At 39.5% G+C, this 19700-nt stretch carries 19 protein-coding genes; 5 read left to right on the top strand and 14 right to left on the bottom strand.

Annotated features, from left to right (window positions below):
- Positions 1 to 313: 313 nt before the first annotated feature.
- Positions 314 to 442, bottom strand: coding sequence for a hypothetical protein (locus HUG15_RS23345; protein ID WP_281393604.1), 129 nt, complete (start codon positions 440 to 442; stop codon positions 314 to 316).
- 118 nt (positions 443 to 560) lie between these two features.
- On the opposite strand from HUG15_RS23345, the gene HUG15_RS07590 reads away from it, so the two are divergent.
- Positions 561 to 1496: an NADP-dependent oxidoreductase gene (locus tag HUG15_RS07590; RefSeq protein ID WP_200128094.1), complete on the top strand. Its 936-nt coding sequence runs from the start codon at positions 561 to 563 to the stop codon at positions 1494 to 1496.
- 45 nt (positions 1497 to 1541) lie between these two features.
- On the opposite strand, the gene HUG15_RS07585 is transcribed toward HUG15_RS07590, so the two are convergent.
- Positions 1542 to 2852 (bottom strand): globin-coupled sensor protein, encoded by a 1311-nt coding sequence (locus HUG15_RS07585; protein WP_246516544.1) that lies wholly within the window; start codon positions 2850 to 2852, stop codon positions 1542 to 1544.
- Positions 2853 to 2978: 126 nt separating this feature from the next.
- Entirely contained in the window at positions 2979 to 3776 is a 798-nt protein-coding gene (locus HUG15_RS07580; RefSeq protein ID WP_200128092.1) for a sulfite exporter TauE/SafE family protein, read from the bottom strand.
- A gap of 1163 nt (positions 3777 to 4939) precedes the next feature.
- Between HUG15_RS07580 and HUG15_RS07575 the strand changes: the two genes are divergently transcribed.
- The 4 genes from HUG15_RS07575 to HUG15_RS07560 all read left to right on the top strand — a co-directional run bounded on the left by HUG15_RS07575 (position 4940) and on the right by HUG15_RS07560 (position 8863).
- On the top strand, positions 4940 to 5380 hold the full coding sequence (locus HUG15_RS07575; protein WP_200128091.1) for a LytTR family DNA-binding domain-containing protein: 441 nt from the start codon (positions 4940 to 4942) through the stop codon (positions 5378 to 5380).
- Complete coding sequence (locus HUG15_RS07570) at positions 5377 to 5826, top strand: DUF3021 domain-containing protein (RefSeq protein ID WP_200128090.1); 450 nt, start codon at positions 5377 to 5379, stop codon at positions 5824 to 5826. The genes HUG15_RS07575 and HUG15_RS07570 overlap by 4 nt, the downstream gene beginning before the upstream one ends.
- A 104-nt stretch (positions 5827 to 5930) precedes the next feature.
- The gene (locus HUG15_RS07565) at positions 5931 to 6797 is read left to right on the top strand and encodes a hypothetical protein (protein ID WP_200128089.1); all 867 of its coding nucleotides are present in this window, start codon (positions 5931 to 5933) and stop codon (positions 6795 to 6797) included.
- Between the two features lie 1382 nt (positions 6798 to 8179).
- Positions 8180 to 8863: a hypothetical protein gene (locus HUG15_RS07560; protein WP_200128088.1), complete on the top strand. Its 684-nt coding sequence runs from the start codon at positions 8180 to 8182 to the stop codon at positions 8861 to 8863.
- A gap of 509 nt (positions 8864 to 9372) precedes the next feature.
- Here HUG15_RS07560 and HUG15_RS07555 read toward each other — a convergent pair.
- From HUG15_RS07555 to HUG15_RS07505, 11 genes are all read right to left on the bottom strand, one after another.
- Positions 9373 to 10197, bottom strand: a complete 825-nt coding sequence (locus HUG15_RS07555; RefSeq protein WP_200128087.1) for an ABC transporter permease — start codon at positions 10195 to 10197, stop codon at positions 9373 to 9375.
- Positions 10194 to 11150: an ATP-binding cassette domain-containing protein gene (locus HUG15_RS07550; protein WP_200128086.1), complete on the bottom strand. Its 957-nt coding sequence runs from the start codon at positions 11148 to 11150 to the stop codon at positions 10194 to 10196. The genes HUG15_RS07555 and HUG15_RS07550 overlap by 4 nt, the downstream gene beginning before the upstream one ends.
- An 85-nt stretch (positions 11151 to 11235) precedes the next feature.
- Positions 11236 to 12060, bottom strand: a complete 825-nt coding sequence (locus HUG15_RS07545; RefSeq protein WP_200128085.1) for an NAD(P)H-binding protein — start codon at positions 12058 to 12060, stop codon at positions 11236 to 11238.
- Between the two features lie 62 nt (positions 12061 to 12122).
- Positions 12123 to 13016 (bottom strand): helix-turn-helix transcriptional regulator, encoded by an 894-nt coding sequence (locus HUG15_RS07540; RefSeq protein WP_200128084.1) that lies wholly within the window; start codon positions 13014 to 13016, stop codon positions 12123 to 12125.
- A gap of 514 nt (positions 13017 to 13530) precedes the next feature.
- Positions 13531 to 14415 (bottom strand): arginase family protein, encoded by an 885-nt coding sequence (locus tag HUG15_RS07535; RefSeq protein WP_200128083.1) that lies wholly within the window; start codon positions 14413 to 14415, stop codon positions 13531 to 13533.
- Between the two features lie 31 nt (positions 14416 to 14446).
- Entirely contained in the window at positions 14447 to 15199 is a 753-nt protein-coding gene (locus HUG15_RS07530) for a hypothetical protein (protein WP_200128082.1), read from the bottom strand.
- A gap of 317 nt (positions 15200 to 15516) precedes the next feature.
- Complete coding sequence (locus HUG15_RS22730) at positions 15517 to 15681, bottom strand: hypothetical protein (protein ID WP_211202361.1); 165 nt, start codon at positions 15679 to 15681, stop codon at positions 15517 to 15519.
- 79 nt (positions 15682 to 15760) lie between these two features.
- The gene (locus HUG15_RS07520; RefSeq protein ID WP_200128081.1) at positions 15761 to 17650 is read right to left on the bottom strand and encodes a recombinase family protein; all 1890 of its coding nucleotides are present in this window, start codon (positions 17648 to 17650) and stop codon (positions 15761 to 15763) included.
- Positions 17651 to 17723: 73 nt separating this feature from the next.
- Entirely contained in the window at positions 17724 to 17870 is a 147-nt protein-coding gene (locus tag HUG15_RS07515) for an SHOCT domain-containing protein (RefSeq protein WP_090398980.1), read from the bottom strand.
- Positions 17871 to 18932: 1062 nt separating this feature from the next.
- Positions 18933 to 19181 carry a helix-turn-helix domain-containing protein gene (locus tag HUG15_RS07510; RefSeq protein WP_200128080.1) on the bottom strand — a complete coding sequence of 83 codons (249 nt, stop codon included), beginning with the start codon at positions 19179 to 19181 and terminating at the stop codon, positions 18933 to 18935.
- The gene (locus tag HUG15_RS07505) at positions 19165 to 19596 is read right to left on the bottom strand and encodes an RNA polymerase sigma factor (RefSeq protein ID WP_200128079.1); all 432 of its coding nucleotides are present in this window, start codon (positions 19594 to 19596) and stop codon (positions 19165 to 19167) included. Before HUG15_RS07505 ends, HUG15_RS07510 begins: the two co-directional genes overlap by 17 nt.
- Positions 19597 to 19700: the final 104 nt, after the last annotated feature.

Here is a 19700-nt window from a genome sequence, read left to right as displayed (position 1 = left end):
CCACACTCATTTTTTTAGTATTCCAGATTGATTTCCTAACGACCGAACAGGGCACTTGCATTTATGCTGATTTTTCTGATATTTATCTAAGGTTATGTTCATTTTGAGCTTGATGAAAGATCCTTAAAATATCTACCCGATCATATTCATATCTCTTATAAATGATGCGATAATTTTTGTATAGTTTTTCCCAACGTTTTCGTTTTCAAACTCGGGTACAACCCTTCCTGATTCACAGATTCCACTGTAGATTTGAGGCGGTTGATTAACATGGAGGCATACTTTTCGGAGTCCATAGAGATGTATTCAGAAATCATTTCCAAGTCTGTGATGGCGTCTTATTATTAAACTTCTCCTTTACCTCTTTATGAGGGACTCCTTTTCCTTGCTCAATTTGTTGCATAGCCGATTTTATCTCAATAACTTCTTCTTTGGATGACAACTACACCATCTCCTTCTTTTACAATGAGGCTATTATAAAGATCTATGGAGAAATCCCTCATTTTTCGAGATTCTACACCCGGGAAAATGGGTAAAATAATAACAAAGGAGTGATTCTCGTGAAGGCGGTTGGGATTGAGCAATTCGGCGGTCGGGAGCAATTGCAACTGCTCGAGATTGCCGAACCTGAACTGGGGAAACGCGATGTGCTCATTGACATGTACGCGACATCCGTAAATCCGATTGATTTTAAAATCAGGGAAGGAAAGAAACAAAGCCTGGACTTTCCCGTTATCCCCGGAAACGATATCGCAGGGATCGTGATTGGCAAAGGGTCGGAGGTTACACAATTTTCGATCGGTGATCGTGTTTTTGCCACACCTAAACAGATACCGGGGGCAACATACGCGGAGAGAGTTGCGATTGAAGAATCGTTGCTTACTCGTCTTCCATTGCAGGCAAGTTTTCAAGAAGCTGCCGCCACCCCTTTGGCCGCGCTTACGGCCTGGCAGAACCTAAAAGAACGAATACGAGTCAAAAAAGGCGATCACGTTCTTATCATAGGCGGCGGGGGTGGTGTCGGTACGTTTGCCATTCAATCGGCGAAACAATTAGGCGCAACTGTTACCGCCATTGGGGGCTCTGATAGCCAATCACTCATGAAAAAACTCGGTGCTGATCATGTGTTGAATTACAAGAAAAAATCCATTCTAAAACGTATCGAACCGGTTGATGCCGTCCTTGATTGCGTTGGCGGGGATCAGCAACGGTCCTTTTTCAATGTTATAAAAGGGGGTGGCTGCCTCGTGTCCATCGCGCGGCAGCCTGACCAACAAGCCGCCGAGAACGCGGGAATTACAGCAGCGTTCACGTCTATCTCTCCATCCGGACGGTTAATGAAAGAAATTCGGGAGCTCATGGAAGCCAATGCTATCCAACCCATGATCACCAAAATCTACCCTTTCACAGAAAAAGGATTACAAGAGGCGCACGAACAAATCGAAAGCGGCCATACAAAAGGGAAACTCGTCATTGCTATTAAAGAAGAATCTTAAACCCGGCGAAGTATTTACGCCGGGTTTTCATTTTACGGTGCATCATCACGATCGAGCTTCACTCATCTCTTGCGATACTGTAGCCATGCTTTCTGCCGAGACAGCGACCTCGCTAAATGCTTCACCCAATTGATCAATCGCACTATTAAAAGAGATCAGCTCGTTTTCGATATTGCTATTTTGCGTTTTCGTTTCTTCCATTTTTTGCACGATTTCTTTAAAATGATCTTCCGTTTCTTCCATCCCGCTTCTTCCTTTATCAACCGCACCCCGAATTTTTTCAAGCGAATGCGTTAGCGTATTGATTTGGCTGTTGCTATTGGAAATAAGGTCTGATACGTTCGAGACAGAGGATTTTGTTTGATCGGATAGTTTACGGACCTCTTCGGCGACAACAGAAAAACCCCGGCCATGCTCCCCTGCTCTTGCCGCTTCAATGGTGGCATTTAAGGACAAAAGGTTCGTTTGATCGGCAATTGACGTGACAATATCCACAATCTCCTGCATTTGCTTCGAGAGCTCGAGCAGCGCTTCAACGTCATGGGTTATACCATTTACCGTCCCCTCAATGTTTGTCATGTTCTCATTTTGATCATTGAGCTGCTCTTTCCCTTTTTGAGCACGCTCTTCGGTTAGCGCAGATAACTTCGCGCCTGTTTTAGCCAAGGATGTTATTTCAGCAGACTGGGCGTTCAATTGTTGTAGAGAGGCATTGGTTTCCTCGGAAATAGCGGCAAGGTTTTGGGAGGCACTTGCTACTTGGTCCCTAACACTGGTCTGTTGCTTTTCAGCTTCCCATCTTAGCTTCTCTTCTTCAGAGGCATAGGTTTCGATCACCAATTGCTGCTCCAAGTTCAGGATTTTTGATACAGCCCTAATTGCGCGAAGGCATTCCTCTGTTTGCATTACATTCTTCTCAATCACATCCATAAGGGATAAAAGCAAGTCTTGGAATGCACACATATACCATTTCGTTTGCAGGCCGATACGGACGTGTACGCGTGCAATTTTTCTCCTTTTTTCCAAATAAGAATCATCGACGATCCCGCTAAACATTTCAATGATGTGGGTTTTTAATGTCTTTTTCAGCTTTTCAATGGAACTTTTATCTCGAATAATCCCTAACAAAGATGGTTCATGTTCCAAGTTGGCGTAAAATCGAGTGACGATGGTATCAATTTCTTCGACGACAAAAGGTTGCAGTGCATTGATCACTTTTAAATCATCATAGGTGAGCCCGATCATTTTAAATTGCTTTTCAAAATCACTTCCTTTATTAACATTAATGTTGGCTTGGCTGTTTCTTATATCCAATTTCATATGTTCCTTGTTCTTTTGCTTGAATAACACGATCATGTCTCCTTGGCATCAAATTTCAAGTCATTGTCGTCGCGCAAAAATCCCACTGATATAATTACCAGCGGGGATAAATTGATCTATTCTATATATCGGATGGGATTGTAAAATATTAAGCGTTCATCTTCATCCGATGATCATCATAATGACAACAATCACAAGCAAAACGAGATACACTTTAGAAAACAGAGGATCAGGCAACTTCTGCGCGATTCTTCTGCCGAGAGGGACCCCGATAAATCCACCGAGCACAAATCCGACAACCGCCGGTAAGTAAATAAAACCAATGGTGGAAACTGGCATATCCGCGACCTGCAACCCCAACCCCAAATACATAAATGTGCCTACGATAGCAATCGGTAGGCCAAGAGGGGTTGCAAGCGCGACGGAATGAAGCATGCTGAGGCCCCGGTTTCTAAGATAAGGAATCGTCATTACACTGCCACCGATGCCCAAAAGCGTGGAAACCGTCCCAATGCCAACCCCCGTCGTAACTGCCTTTGGATGGCTCGGGAATTGAAAATCATCCGCTGCCTGTCCGATAAATGTTTTTTTAATGACACTTGAGAGAATGACATATATTAAAAATGCGATAAATGCAAAACGAAGAATATCACTCGTGAAAAAATAAGCGAGGAAACCGCCCAGCAATGAACCGAGAGCAATGTAAAGGAAGAAAAACTTAAAAATAGACCATTGCACATTCCCTTTTTTCGCATGATTAAGCGTTGAATTGAGAGAATTAATGATCATTACGGCGAGCGACGTCCCAATCGCCGTATGCATCACATAATCCGCCGGAATCGTCTCAGGCAGAAAAGCATAAAGAATCGGCACGACGATAAGCCCTCCGCCGAAACCGAATAAACTGGATGTAATGCCGATAAGTACACCGATGAGGAAAAAAAGAATGATAGCAATCATGGCGCCATCACCTCCGCACCAACCGCGTCAGGCTCTCAACATGGGTCAGCGTTATTATTAGAATACACTTTATTATACTCGTTCTTGGTATTGGCACACAATGAATGTGGACCTCTCCAATTAAATTAAAGCTTTTGAATGAAGAAACAGATACTCGCTATAGAAACCTTCTTCAACATCAAGCCATTTATTTTGAGAAAAAAACAGGCTCTTCACTAAAATCTATCATTGATAAGTGAATAGTTAAGGTACTAACACAAGCTAGTACAACGTTTCAAAAATGCTTTCCTGCACAAAAATCCAGCCAAACGATGATCAGCCACGGCAACTGAGGACTTAAAATGCAAATTTTGACCCCGATCAGTCCTCGGATCGGGCAACTGAGGACTCATATTCCTTTTTTTGATCCCGATCAGTCCTCAGATCAGGCTGCTGAGGACTCATATTCCTTTTTTTGATCCCGGTCAGTCCTCAGATCGGGCTGTTGAGGACTCATATTCCTTTTTTTGACCCCGATCAGTCCTCAGATCAGGCTACTGAGGACTCATATTCCTTTTTTTGATCCCGATCAGTCCTCAGATCGGGCTGCTGAGGACTCTTTTTGCGATTTTCGACCCCGCCCAGTCCTCAAAGAATCAGTACATATTTGAATAGGAGTTTTGGAAAGAACTTATGATATAGACTAACTAACGAAGGAAAAACACTGAAACTCCTGAGGGAAAGCGCAGCGTAAAACCCCGCTGAAAAAGCGAACGTCTTTTTTGCGCTAATAATGTAAAAATTAATTTTCTTACCTGCATAAGTGCAACTAAAAGCTTGTCGAACCTGCACGGGATCTATTAGAAGTATAGGCTGATGGTAGATTTAAGTAAGCCATGTTTCAAACGAAGGTAGATCTGTTAAATAATCATATACTCGAGCATGCGCTCTCCCTCTAGGTAATATGTATACTGTAAAAGCAGTATTCTGTGCCACTACGCAACTTTAAAGATCCAGCCAGCACCTCACCACTTAGGTGGGGATTATTTTACGCTTACACACATAGAATGTTGCAGCTGAATTCGAAAGTTTGACCGTTTAGCGTAAATAAAGAACCACATAACAAAACTGCCTTCCTATAATTTTGAAAACGTGCTTTAATACAGAAGTAGGAGGTGATGCTCATGAGACTGCATATTGATATTGATTCAAATATTCAAGAATCATCCATCACGATTCAAGCGAGTGAAATCGACGACAAATTAAAAAGTATTATTGAGTTTATTGAACAGACGACAAAACCAAAGCAGATTAACGGACGAAGAGACAAAGACATTCATCTAATAAATCTCGATAAAGTGTATAGATTTTATATCGAAGACAAAATATTGACGATGGAAACGAAAGAAGGGAAATATATTGTTGACCAAAGACTATATCAGATAGAAAAGATAATCACAAAATCTTTCATTAAAATCTCTAAATCTGAAATCGTCAACTTGGATTACGTTGACCATCTTTCATTTACAAATACTGGACATGTGCAAATTTTTATAAAAAATGGGGTATTCACCTATTCATCAAGACGATACTTGAAAGATATAAAGGAGCGGTTAAACCTATGAAACGTTTTATAGAAGGTCTTAAGACAGGAGCTTTTATTGGGGTTGTTATGTCACTTATATTCTCAGGGTTTCTTGGACAGGGAGGGTATTATCCCATGTATCCTGGTTCTTTCATGGGAGAAATATATTATGAACACCTGACTAGTTATCAAGTAACCTTGATTGCCGTCATTATATGGGGGCTGATAGGCCTGCTTTTCCAATTTGGGAAGATGATATTCACGCATACAGACTTAAGCTTGGTTGCAGCGACAATATTACATTTCATCACCATGATGATCTTTATGTTTATACTCGCTGTACTTGCTGGATGGTTTCCGCTTAAAATACTTGGACTTACGATATATATCATTGTATTCATCATTGTTTATATCATCATTTGGAATATCACTCGTCGAAAATATCAGCAGGTGGTGAGCGGCATTAATGAAAAACTCCAAAAATGAAAGAATATGTCCATTCACATCACTTGGCTGAAACCGCAGAACGATTCGTTACGCCATCTGTAGGTCTCGATTTATATGTAAATGAATAAGGAGGGTTCCTAATCTTGCAAATTATATTTAAAGAATTGATAACATTGGCTATATCGATATTCCATCGTGAAAAAGGGCTCGTTATTACTGGACTGCTTGGCTTTTTAATTGCTGCATTTTCTGCTGTCTATCTATTTTTTCAGGGAGAAGTGATCCTGCCAGAGGGTAATATGAAAAACGTTTTTTCGTTTACAGCAGCAATCGGTATTTTTCTGTTATCCATAGCTGCTATCTTACCATTTGCATTCTTTTCAGAGCGAAAAAGGAAGGTCATTCGCTGGCTGTTTATTATTGCTATTTTATATGGCTATATGATCGAAACCATTCAGAATTTTCGAGGTCTGAACCCTCGGTTCTCTGAAGTTGGCGGTCTGGTAGATACCATTGCCGGCGCTTTATTTGGTGCAGTATCTCTTATGCTCGTCGTCTTGGGTATCATACTTGCCGTTCAATTCCTGAAGATGAAAGCTCCTTTAGCGCGCCCTGTACTGATCATGGGCATTCGCTATGCTTTGCTCTCGGTATTTATAGCCAATCTGGGAGGAATCATTATGATTATCTTGCAAGACCGTTTCGTCGGTGCTGAAGGAAATTTTATTGTACTACATGGAATCGGCTACCACGCCTTGCAAACGCTATTGTTGCCGGCCTGGCTGCTGGAGCATTCGAATCAACAGCAAGGCAGAAAGCGACTGCTCCTACATGCAGGCAGCATCGCTTGGCTGGCTTCCATTTTGTTTATAGCTGTACAGACTGGTCTGGGTCATTCTATATTAGAACTTCACTTATTTTCGATACTGGCCAGCATCAGTTTGCTTATATGGTTGCTCACTGCTGTCTTATCTTTGGTTTATTGGATACGTTTCATAGTTAAAGATTGACAGATGAGCGTGGTTTGCTGCCACATCCGACTATTTTAGCTGCAAGTTGGGGTGAAGCGGAAGCAATGAAAATCATCTCGAGTGCGTATGTTATCTCCATTATACCTGATCATACTGGCGGATGATTTTAACGATTTCTGTCACGAAATGAGGTACATGAATACCGAAGGTATTGATTACAACACAGGACGGGCTGATGACACAGCCCTTAACAAAAGGCTTATTTAAAACATAAATGGGTGACGGAACGGTTAAGCACTTTAGAATCCATTGCGTTGGTCTCATCGTGACTGTAACGTTTACAGAAGGTTTCAGCTTCTTTACTTTCATCCTCCCACTATTTTTTGCGGCCGGTTTTTTTACGATCAATCACCATATAAGGAGTGCCTCCCTGTTAATATTACGATCAGTTGCTACAGTGCTGGACTATTGGACAAATATCAGTACAGGTTATGTCATTTGTAATCGTAGCGGTTTTATTTGTGAAGGATTTTTTTAGAAAAAGGTGCCTAACTAAAAATGTCTGGCGCTTAAATGATGAAAGCTTTTTAAACCTTTATCCACATTATATTTCCATTTGCTAGTCTTGTATTATAGAATGAAAAGATAAGAAAGGTTGATGTCGTGAATATTGAAAATGAAGTGAGGATAGGTTGCTTTACATATTTAAAGCATATATTTTTAAAGCCTACGGCTAATATTCGAAACAACACATACGTGTTTTGGATGTGGAGTCTTTTCATTTTACTCATTGCCATACCATTCACGATCATCGGTGGGCTTTTAATGAGAGCAGAGCCTATATTAGAGCAATGAACGGGGCAAAACGGTGACCATGATGCGCTGATATACCTCATAGAGTTTTTTCATATACTTTCTTTTATATGTCATCACATATGGTCTTCCACTGTTGATGTTGAATTTGATCATCATCTATTTTTTTAATCAAACATTTAGCCACCAACCAAGCAGCTTTCAGAAAGTGTTGAGCGATTATACAAGTGTATGGACGCAAAGCTATGTATGGTTGGCAAAGCTATATATCGTTCTACTTAGGATCCGTCAGTATTTTGGCAGGCACCCATCTTAATAGCCCTTCCCTGCATGTCATTGCGATATTATTATATATGCTTTTTATCGTAACGTTTATACTAGGCAGTATAGGTATGATGCAATTCTATTTCAGACATGCACATAAGCTGAAATTTTCTCTGATTTACGTTGTGTGCTTTATCATCATTGCCATGGTGTACGTTCTAGCCGTACTACTATTTCTTCCATTTGATTAGCGTCATCGTAACCCGTGCTTTTTCGTTGGATACTGTTCTTCTGTTGACGGGAAAGGAATTAATACCATCTTCTTGACTCAAAGAGGTGATCATATGAATGAATCCGGATCAGATGAAAAAGATAATTTTACTTTCTTTAAAAATTCCATTATTAGGCCAAACATAAATATCGAGAACAACATCCATTTATCTGTCATGAACAATATCGCTTTACTTTTATTCCTATTTATTGTGACACTGCCCATCTTATATATTGCTTATATTCCTATTTTTTTAACGTCCACAGGATTTGAGGAATATGCCAGTATGGGGATCTTGTTTGTGTTTGTCGGTTTATTTGTCTATCTACTTTTAATTCCGATAATGCTGATTAATATTTGTGTCATTTATCTTCTCAATAAAAAATTCAGCGATGTAGTAAGGCCGTTTAAAAAAGTGTTGAGTGACCATACAGCCATCTGGATTTCAACTTTCCTGTTATACAGCATCGGCTTATATTTTTATTCATACATGGAAACATTTAGACCTTATATTACATTGGCTGGTACATTAATCATGCTTGTATCTATCATCATGTATGTCCGCCGTTTAATATTATTGGTAAAACATTATGTAAAAGATGGCAGCAAAAAAGTGGTAAATATATATGCCATCATTTTGGTTTTAACTGCACTGTTTGGTCTCCCCTTCTTTCTCAGTAATGTATTTGAAGGGGTCTTCATTGAACAACCAATGGTAAACATCTGGATGCTGCTTGAAGACTTAGGGTTCATATAATGAAGTTGTTTTTTTTCAGGTATTGAACTCAAAGTGAAAAGAACGGGCTTTGTGGACGTCACTGCCACAATAGATTGGGTAAACGATTTTTAAACCCATAGGGAATCGCCATTCTAGAATATATAGGGATAGAGCAGTATTGACTGTTGACCCAGCAATAAACGAGTAATGTAAGTCTGCAGTTGCCGCAAAGGTGGACGAAGATTTCCCTTTTATATCCTTCACAAATGTTTTTAGAAATTGCCAAAGAGTTGAGGAATTTTTTGAGAAAAAAGAAACCCTACTGAATTGAGAACAGCAGGGCACGTAAGTTGACAATTATTACGAGGTGTTGTGTGATCGTTCATTTCAACGACTATGTTTAACACAGCATGATTCTATTATAATCGAGAAGTATGGATCACAATTCATTTTTAAATGTCACGGATTGTTTTTCCATCTGATGAACATCCTAATTAGTTTCCATTACAATCTCAATAGTTTTTCTCAATCCAAACAAACTAACTCGTTCACCTGTTACTCTTAGAGAGATAGAGATATATGGTCAGCGGGGCAAAAACAAGGATGAATAATACACATATTACTCCCCCTCCAACAATCTCGGCAGTCGTAACTGTTCCGGACATAAGACCTCTTACAGTGGTCGTCGCAATACTGATTGGATTCAGGTCAACAATAAATTGAATCCATTTAGGCATCGTAGCTGAATCTACCAAAATATTACTAGCAAACATAAGTGGATAAATGATTATCATACTCGATCCCGATACAGATTCCGGGCGTTTTGCAATAACCCCAATCGTTGAAAAAATCCAACTCACACTAAATGCGAAGAAAATAATAAACAATATGGCAAGTATTGTTCCTAATACTCCACCTTCTGGACGAAATCCCAATATAACACCGGTAGTTAGTGCAGAAAGCAATGCTACTGTATATCTGATACCGTCAGTCACTAATGGTCCAAGTATAGACGCAGGCTGCCAAAAAGGCATCGTCCGAAATCGATTATAAACCCCTTTTGTAATGTCCAGACATAGGGTTGATCCGCTGTATACGGTCAATGGAACGACAGTTAAAATAAGAATCCCCGGTAAAAGGAATTGAATGTATTCTGTTGTTGATCCGGCAATTGCCCCACCAAACAAGTAACCAAAGATAAGCAGCATGACCACAGGGCTCAGAACAGCTTCAATCGCATAGCCAAATAGATTATTCTTCGTATTTTGTACCGTTCTCCACATAAAGGTTCGTGTCGCTTTAAAGGCACTGGCACTTTTGGGTGGTGAATTCCAGTAAGACAATGACTCGCTTAAATTCTTCGTTAAATTCATTGAGTAACCTCCTCTTGTTTCGTATCTGTCAGTGCTAGGAACACTTCATCCAGACTTGGATCACTCAATGTAAAATCCTCAATGGGAATTGCGTGGTTCAAGAGCGTGTCAATGATGTCATTTGCAAGTTTTGTTTTTGTTACAGGGATCTTGAAAACAAGCGGATTTTCATCTTCGATAATATTGAAAGCATGCGGGTACGAGCCAACTAAAATTTCACGAATGTTTTTGGGTGCATAAGGTTGGGTTAATCGCAAAGATAGCGTTTTCCCACCAATCGAAGCTTTCAGGTGGTTTGGTGTCCCTTCTGCAATGATCGTCCCTTTATCAATAACGGCGATTCGATCAGCCAACTGATCAGCTTCTTCTAAATATTGCGTAGTTAATAAAACTGTTGTACCTAATTTTAAAAGTGCACGGACCATTTCCCAAACTTGCAGGCGACTCTGGGGATCTAATCCCGTTGTTGGCTCATCAAGAAAAATAATTTCTGGCTGTGTGACAATACTTGCTGCAATATCCAAGCGACGTCGCATTCCTCCAGAATAATTGGCTACCATACGATTTTTGGCTTCCATTAAATCAAAGGAACGTATTAATTCATTCGCTATTGAACGGGCTTGTTTATTAGAGTAACCATACAGTTTGGCAATCAACGTTAAATTTTGTAAACCCGATAATCCTTCATCGAGTGCAGCAAACTGACCTGTCAAGCTTATCTTTTTCCGAACGTTTTTAGCGTCTTTCACAACATCTAACCCTTGGATAAAAGCAGTTCCTCCATCCGGTTTTAAGAGCGTTGATAGCATATGAATGACCGTGGTTTTACCCGCGCCGTTTGGCCCGAGAAGAGCCAATAACTCCCCCTTTTTTACTTGCAAATTGATCCCTTTAACGACCTGGTTCTCTTTATACGATTTTTTAAGTTTACTTGCTTCTATGACATATTGCATTTAAGATAACTCCTTATCCACTGTTATACTTGATTCTTTAAGAATATCCTAGCGAAAACCCGGGGGATTTATTTGAAATCAGGATCTATTCCATAAAGGCACTTTTATGTTCAGAGACCCACGCAGCAAATGTTTTTGCTGGACGTCCTGTTACTTCTTCGACCGTTGGTAAAACGGTATAACCAATTTCAGGCGGGTTGTCACTCATTTGAACCATAAAATCAATACTTTCATCATCGAGACCCACCTCTTGCCATTCCCTGCGTGCTTCTTCTTCTGTTAATTCTTTAAATTTAATCTCTTTTCCAATGCCTTTACTAATGATCTCCACTTGTTCGATCGTGGAAAGAGCTTCAGGACCGGTTAGTGTATAAACATTTCCATGGTGTCTGTTCTCAAGAAGTGTTTCAACAAAAACTGCTGCAATGTCAGCTTCATGGATAATGGCACTTCTTTTTCCGCCTCCGAGCGTACGAACGACTCCTTCCTTTCGAATCGATTCCTGCCAGTCATCAATGGCATTAGCCATAAATCCAACAGGTTGCACAAATGCCCATTCAAGGCGACTATTTTTAATGGCTTGTTCCACTGGGCCATCACCGTAGACCGTCAATAATGATACGCTTTGAACCCCAGCCTTTTCTGCCAACTCAACGACTTGAGGGTTGGTTTCCAACGTCGCATCAGCTTGATCACTCGAGGTAATCAAGTATAATGCGGTAACACCTCGAAATGCTGGAATTAACGTCTCAGGAGACTTAAGATCTCCCGCTACAACCTCGACACCTTCTGGCAAATTAGCTCTTTCTGGGTGGCGCGATACCGCTCTTACTTGTACGTCTTTATTCACGAGTTGTTCTACCACATGTCTTCCTACTGTTCCAGTAGCACCTGTCACTAATACTGTCATTTTATAACCTCCATTTTATTCCTGTTTAATTACGATCTAACATAAGGAAAATCAAACGTTCTTCAAAAATAGATCTTTCGAATCTCCTTCAATTTGTCAATTAAATCTTGCTTCAATTCATCTGGGGAAAGGATTTCCACCATAGTGCCATAACTTAAAATGACAGAGAGGGCATACTCCTTTGAATAAAAGATCGTTTGTACATCAACAAAGTCCCCATGAAAGATGTATTCTCCTGGAAATTGCTCAAAAACTCTCGGCTGTGCGGTTAAATCAAATCGGAGATGAACGTTTGTGCCTTGTTCTGGTGCATGAATCGGAGATTTAGACTCTGATCTCGGACTAAACGTTTCATCGAACACTTCAAGTTTTGTCATTCTTGAACAACGAAACAAACGGTTATCTTTTCGTAATAAACAATAACCATCCAGGTACCAAGTTCCCTTTTCCCATAATAGGTTCAAAGGTTCCATTTTCCTTTCTGATACTTGACCAGAGGCATTGATATAGGTAAATGCTATCCTTCTCGATTGATCGATTGCTGCTAATAAGGAAGGGAGAACCTCTTTCTCTGCTTCTGAAGTGCTCATATCAAAAACAATTTTTTTCTGAAGCCCTTCATCCAACAATGCAGGTTGCAAGCTGCTAAGTTTATTGACTAAAGATGTAAATGTTTTTCCGCCAACAGCACCTTCCATCCCCTCTAAAAGGCTGTAGATAACAGAAAAGTCATCAATAGAGAAGTGCTGCTTTGATAAGAAGAAACCGTCCATTATCTCAAAGCCGCCATCTGTTCCGGAGAAAGAGGCAACTGGAATACCAGATTGATTAATCAGCTCAATATCACGATAGATTGTTCGAATGGAGACCTCAAATCGCGAAGCCAGTTCCGTTGCCGTTACTCTTTTTTTCGTCAGTAATTCCATCGTAATTCCTAGCAAGCGATCAAGTTTCATCCTCTCTCTCCTTGTTAATAGACTTTTCCGTATCTATTCGTTTTTTATTGAATCATATGATTCATTGTATCCAACTCCTTTCATTTCGACTAATATAAGAATAACCCACCTAACCTGACAGCTAGTGTGTCAGGATTAAAAAATTTTTTTGAAATTTTGGATGTTAAATTGAGAAAAGACATAAAACGGTATGTTTGTATCCTTTATAGTCATTCATCAGAGTCATTAGCCAGTACTTACTTAAAACGGAAGAAATATTATGTAACCTGAAAAAATCGAGGAGAAAACAGTGACTAAACTGACATCCCCTCTGTTTCACTACCAAGGATTCGGAACAGAAGTAAAAAGCGCCATTTTCAATGATAGGCACGCTTGTATTTTCTTTAACAGGATTTATCTGTCTTAAAAAAGAAACGGATGCTAAGCTTTGTTCAAGCTAAACACCCGATCATATTCAGAAATATATTGTTGTACGATTCGCTAATTGCCCTTATATTCCCCACTTAGAGGTTGATCATGGTAGCAAGCCCTTGCAAAGAGAGTGTGTGAAAGCATCAGCAATCGTTCCATCTTTATCTAAGTTCGGGTTGAAAATCGTTATGTTAATGCCAATGGCTTTATCAGAGGAGGCAATCTCATTTAAAGTCACCACTAATTCATCCCAAGATAATCCACCAGGTACTCGATAATCTACAGCTGGCATCATAGCGTCGTTTAGAACATCAGCATCCGTGTGCACCCAAAACCCATTCTCAACTTGGGAAAGATGATCAACAGCTAATCGTGCACAATCATCTACAGGAGATGTTCTTATCTTCTCAATGTCCATGATGTTTATCGAGGTATCCTCCACACGCTGACTTCCTTCTTGTTCGACTTCTTCAGCATCTCGGTTCCCAAATAACACTACGTCTTCATCCTTAACTAACGCCCCTCTATTCTCCAAGTTCGAAAGAATCGCTGGACCACGTCCGGTTGCTAAAGCCAGAACCATTGATGCAACTTCCCCATTTGGTTCTGCTGAAGGTTGATAAAAGTCAGCATGTCCATCGAGGTATAGAAGTCCGTGATGTCTCTCTCGGCGTTTAACCGCGAGAAGGCAACCAAGAAGAATCGAACAATCGCCTCCAATAACGACTGGAAACTCACCGGCGTTAATAACATCACCGACTACATTGGCAAGATTGAACGAATAATCAGCAATACCTTCGCCGTTCAGCAGCAATGTTCCCGGATCGCGGCGATTATTGTAAGGTGGAGATAAAACACGAGCAACTCTCCTTGCTCCTAGACAATCAGCCAATCCAGCAGCCAATAGTGCATCCGGAAGATTCTCAACGCCACTCGAATAAAGCCCCAAGACAGAAGGCGCTTCAATGATCGCGAATTTACGTTTCATTATCCTCCTCCTATCGATTATGAATAAAACACTAATTATACAACACTAAAATGAAGAACATAAGAATGACAATAATCCCCCATTTTATAACTTGTGTGATTAAAAATAATAAAAATGATAACCAAAGATATATGAAGATTATTTTACATTCGTCTTGGGTGACACCAAAAGATTTTGCGAGTTTTAAGGAATAAATGTTCTGCAGTACATAAGCAATCAATTCTTTCACAAAATATATGGCGTAAAAAAACAATCCAAGCATTATAAAAAATCCACTGAATTCTGTAAAAAATGCCAGACTTTCATTCAATGGAATAGACATTAGTGCAGTGGTTATTAGATAGGCAATGAATAACCGGCCTCTTATGAGAGATGAAACATATGAAACGCCTGGTCTCAAAAATTTCACAATTACATTTGGATGTATCATCCGATCTATATAACCCAAGAGTTTAAACGTTTGAGCGACATTTCTCCGGGAACTTTTTTTAAGAAAACCTTGTTTAACATGTAGATGAAATGCTTGTTTGACACCTGAACCCGATGATAGGTAGAAGATTACTTCATCATAATTTTCATCATCATGGTGAAAAAGTTCATAATGTGTCCCCCACTCTGTATAATAGTCAAGTACCGAAAGAGGGGTGGAATTCGAATCACCCTCTCTCGGCTGATTTGACTTCTCAATTTCTGAACGGTGGAACCACGTTGTTTTTTTAAGTAATAAATACACGGCTAAACAAAACGTTATGATACCAATAATTGCAGTGATGTAATAGTCCATGCTTTGCCTCCATGAGAAAATCTAACGTTTAAGATTTAGCTATATGTAAGTTGCGTGTATTCTTACGGATAGTGGCCCGATTGCTGCATATTGTTTTTCGTAAAAATACCCTCTGGAACCATCGTATCCAAAGAGATAAATCTTCGCAACATTTTTATAAGCATTGCATCTTTGTTTCAAAGCCACAATGACGGCAAAGAGGGGATTTAGCGTTCACAAAATTTCACGTGAAGCTTTCAATGGCGTTGGTGTCAATAATGGTCGTTTCCACCTTTTCAACTTCGTGTGTGGTTTGCTGATCGATAGCCGTAAAGTTTTTATAGATGCCAAAGGCTAAACTGATCAGCAACGCCCCTCATTTCTTCAATGATTCGTGATGCTTGATAAAAAATGACATTGACTCCCGGCAAGCCCGTCTCGTTTTCCGAGATGGGATAAGTTTTGATTCCGTCAAATAGACTTCCTAATGTTATTGGTGTCATACGTCACCTCACTGCTCATTTTTGAGTAATAAAAAAGACGTTCATGTTAATTGAACGCCTAAAATCTCGATAAGATTTTTTATTTTGTTGTATTCCCACACACCAGATCAATTCCTGCTGAAACTTCAATGTGGTTTTTTAACACTTTTTTTCTCCCATTTTCACCATTTGGGATAAAGTGCACATGCTTGTAAAACAGCTTGAAACTAAGGATTTCTACGTAATTTCCCGTTGTATCGAAACCACACACTCCACATGTGTTGTTAAAGGAAAGGGAAAGCGGCTCACTCCTTTCTTTTTCTACGGGCTTTTTTTGATCATCTGCAAGTCTTTTTCCATCCATAATTTTACGTTCACCTGTCTTAAATATAAATGTGATTTGGTTAGGTTTTTGTTTAGTAGGATCACCCATAATCACTTTTTCTGTGATGCTTTCAAATACATGACGGTCAAACTCAGGTAAGATATCATTTTCCGTCAGCACTTCTTGAAACTTCTTAATCCGTGCTTCTACGGAATTTGTTTGTTGAATTGATCGTTCCAGTTTTTCTTTTTCTTCACGTAATCGAGCTTCGGTTGTTTGCAGTTCATTTCGTTTATGATCATAAGAAATTTTATCGATCTCTTCTTCCATTAATAAATCAAGTAACTTTCGACTTTTTTGTTCTATATGATTAATCTCTTTTGAGAGTTTATCTAGTCTTTTTTGCTGCTTTTTATCCATTAGCAAAGATTCCATTGTATGAAGCAATTCATTCAATACTTCCTTATGGTTTCGACAAAGCTTCCGATATGATTGCACAAAAGCTTCCTCAAGAACTGCTTCTCCTGCGGCTTTACTATGAAGGCAATATTTCTTTCCTTTTTTAGTTTTAGTAACGCATTCCCACACTGTTTTCTTATGTGTAGTCTCTGCATGCCACGAACGCCGACTATAAATGTTTCCACAATGTGCGCATTCCAACAAGCTGCTAAATGTATATAACCTACTATACTTTCCACCGGTTTTTCCATGTTTTCTTTTCCCTTTCAATTTCGCTTTGCTTCTTCTGTTTAAAAAATCTTGTGCCTTATCAAACACTTCTCTACTTATAATTGGTTCATGATGATTCTTAACGTAATACTGGTTGACCTCACCAAAATTTGCAAGTCTTCTCTTAGATATGGGATCAACCGTAAATGATTTCCCTTGCAATAAATCTCCTTTATATTTTTCATTTTTTAGGATGAAAAGAACAGTCGAATCTCTCCAAATTTCACTTCCTTTTTTGGTTTTAAGTCCAGCTTGCATAAGCTCCCTTGTAATAACTCCGGTTCCTATTCCCTCAATATAACGTCTAAAAATGTAGCGTACTATTTGAGCTTCTGCTTTATTAATGCAAATCTCTTTGGTTTGTGGATCATAATCATAACCAAGACAGCTTTGAAAACCAACCATAGTACCTCGCTGCATTTTCATTTGCAGTCCCTTTTTCACATTGGCAGAAATATTTTCTACTTCCTGTTGTGCGACTGAACTTAAAATGGTGAGCAAAAGTTCTCCATCCATTGTCATTGTATTAATGTTCTCATCTTCAAACAAAACCGCAATATTTTTCTCTTTTAATTGACGAACATGCTTTAAAGTATCCAATGTATTTCGGGCAAACCTTGATATCGACTTCGTTATGATCATATCAATCTTTCCATCTATACAATCATTAATAAGCCGCTGAAAATCTTCTCGTTTCACCGTTTGTGTTCCAGTAATTGCTTCATCAGCATAAATATCTACTAATGTCCAATCACTACGTTGATCCACCATGTCTGTGTAATGCTGTACTTGGGATTGATAACTGCTGAGCTGTTCTTCAGTATCTGTGCTTACACGCGCATAAGGAGCTACTTTCAAAGTGTCGGAAAGATCGGAATTGGTCCGATTAGTTAATTTTCGATTGGCTTTTATGACTTCAACTTCGTAATTTTCCATGCTTAAAAACTCCTTTCATCTTATTCTCACTTACAAGTATAATAAGATTGGAGTTGATTCACCATTGTGCGAATTAAAAATTCACCTCTGATATTATTCCGTATTTTTCCATTAAATGGTTTTTTACTAAAATAAATTCTTTTTCTGTAATCAGGGACAATGCGAGCAACTGTTTTAACATGGCAATTTTCATACTATACTTCAATAATGTTTTATCCATAGTTACCTCCTGAAAATTTACCAAAGCAAATTTTTAACTTGAAGGTTTTACTATAACAATATCCCTTCCAGCGGCCAGTGGTTAAAGATTGGCCCATAGGATTTTCACCTCTCCCAGGATCGCTGCGAGCCGTCCCCATTGCGTGAATCACCATCATAAGGTAAAGCTGTGGCTGAACGGAAGTATCATTATCCCTCCACATGGATCATCGCCCTAAGTGGAACCACCACTTAATTTATGCTATAGATGACATCGCTCTCATTTCACATGATGGTCTTGGCGCATCTGCAAACTGGCTTCTCATGCGGGGAGCGTACCGGAATGGATCTATTTAATTTTCAAAGACCAAAGGGTAGAAGAACAAGTCCCACCGTGACATTTCCTGACAATAATTGGTATCATTTCACAAAAAGCTTGAGCTGTTTGAATTTGGTAATATCAGTATTCAAACTGTTCCATTGACAATAGACACTGAAAAAAATCTATACACTCGTAGACCTTTGTCGAGGATGAAGTGTTAATTTCCGTTATTTCTATTTTACCGTACAAACGCCATTTGTTTTAAGCTTTTTGCGAAATAATGTTTTTCACTCAACGGAAATACGATTCCCACCCTATAGGAAATCCCATTTCAGCCAGGATCTCCTAAAAATTTACCGTACAAAACCTTGCTGATTTACGATCAACTCCAATATTTCATCAACCACACTACCTATTTTAAAAATCAGACGGCTGTTGGTAAAGCTCCACGGGAATTTCACCCCTGCAAGTATTTCTTCCAGCCCTACTCATTGCTTTGCGACGCTTCTAACGCTCAAACTATGACTATAGGGGAGTATCATTATCCATACTGATGGGTCATCGCCAGTAATCCACCACGATTACATTAGATTTCTTGATAATCGCTCGTTTCCAAAGAAAGTCATGGCGCAAGAATCATGTAGCTCAACATCAGCAGAACGTATCTGATTTTTCTAATTATAAGGCATGGCGTTATCTTCCATGCTCGTTTGTCAAGGATCAAATGATTATAACGAAAGGGGAATACTAATCATTCTCTGCTTAAATCTCAAAAGCCAAAACAGACTGCATAAGTTTGGATCGTAAGCGATCATGTGTATCTTTATCCATGCCCCAATAGATGTTTCCTTGCTCATCCTGAAGTTTTCGCATGGACAGGCTGGCCATATAGCTTTCATAATGCTGGATAACGACTTTCATGGCTTCGGCTTCACCCTTATTTGCAGCTAAAATAACCGGAAACGGCAACAAACCACGCTCATTGTTCTCGGTATTAATCAACCCATTCATCTGCATGTTCCTCCAAAAATCGTTTTAACCGTTCTAATGCGCTTGTCCGCCTATACTGCACGGTACTGCGTGGAACATCGAGCAATTGACTGATCTCTATATCTGATTGATGAAAGAAATAGGATAAGAGGACAGCGATACGCTTTTCTTTTGGCAACGTGTGCATGGCTTGAGCCACTAACCTTGACGTCATTCTTTTCCCGGCCACTTGAAAATCTCGTTCGTCTTCTTCATGTTTGTCTAAGGTATAGAGCTGATTTTCTTCTTGGGGTGTTAAACCGGAAAAAGTCATTTCCTTGGCTTGTTGTCGCCGTCTCTCGTTGTAAATGTTGGTTGCTTCATTCTTTAACACACGTTTACAAAAGGCGTTAAACGCACAGCGTATTTGCCATTCGGTACGACTTGGTTTGATCATGCATGTCATCTCCCTTCGCAATGGCTGCAAAGGTGGGCGATGATTTCCCCTTTCATATCCTTCAACAAATGTTTTTAGAAATTGCCAAAGATTTGATGAAATTT

It is taken from the genome of Salicibibacter cibarius (assembly GCF_016495725.1).
Taxonomy (GTDB): Bacteria; Bacillota; Bacilli; order Bacillales; family Marinococcaceae; genus Salicibibacter; species Salicibibacter cibarius.
Note: the sequence above shows the minus strand (reverse complement) of the source record. Positions and strands in the feature narration are given on the sequence as shown.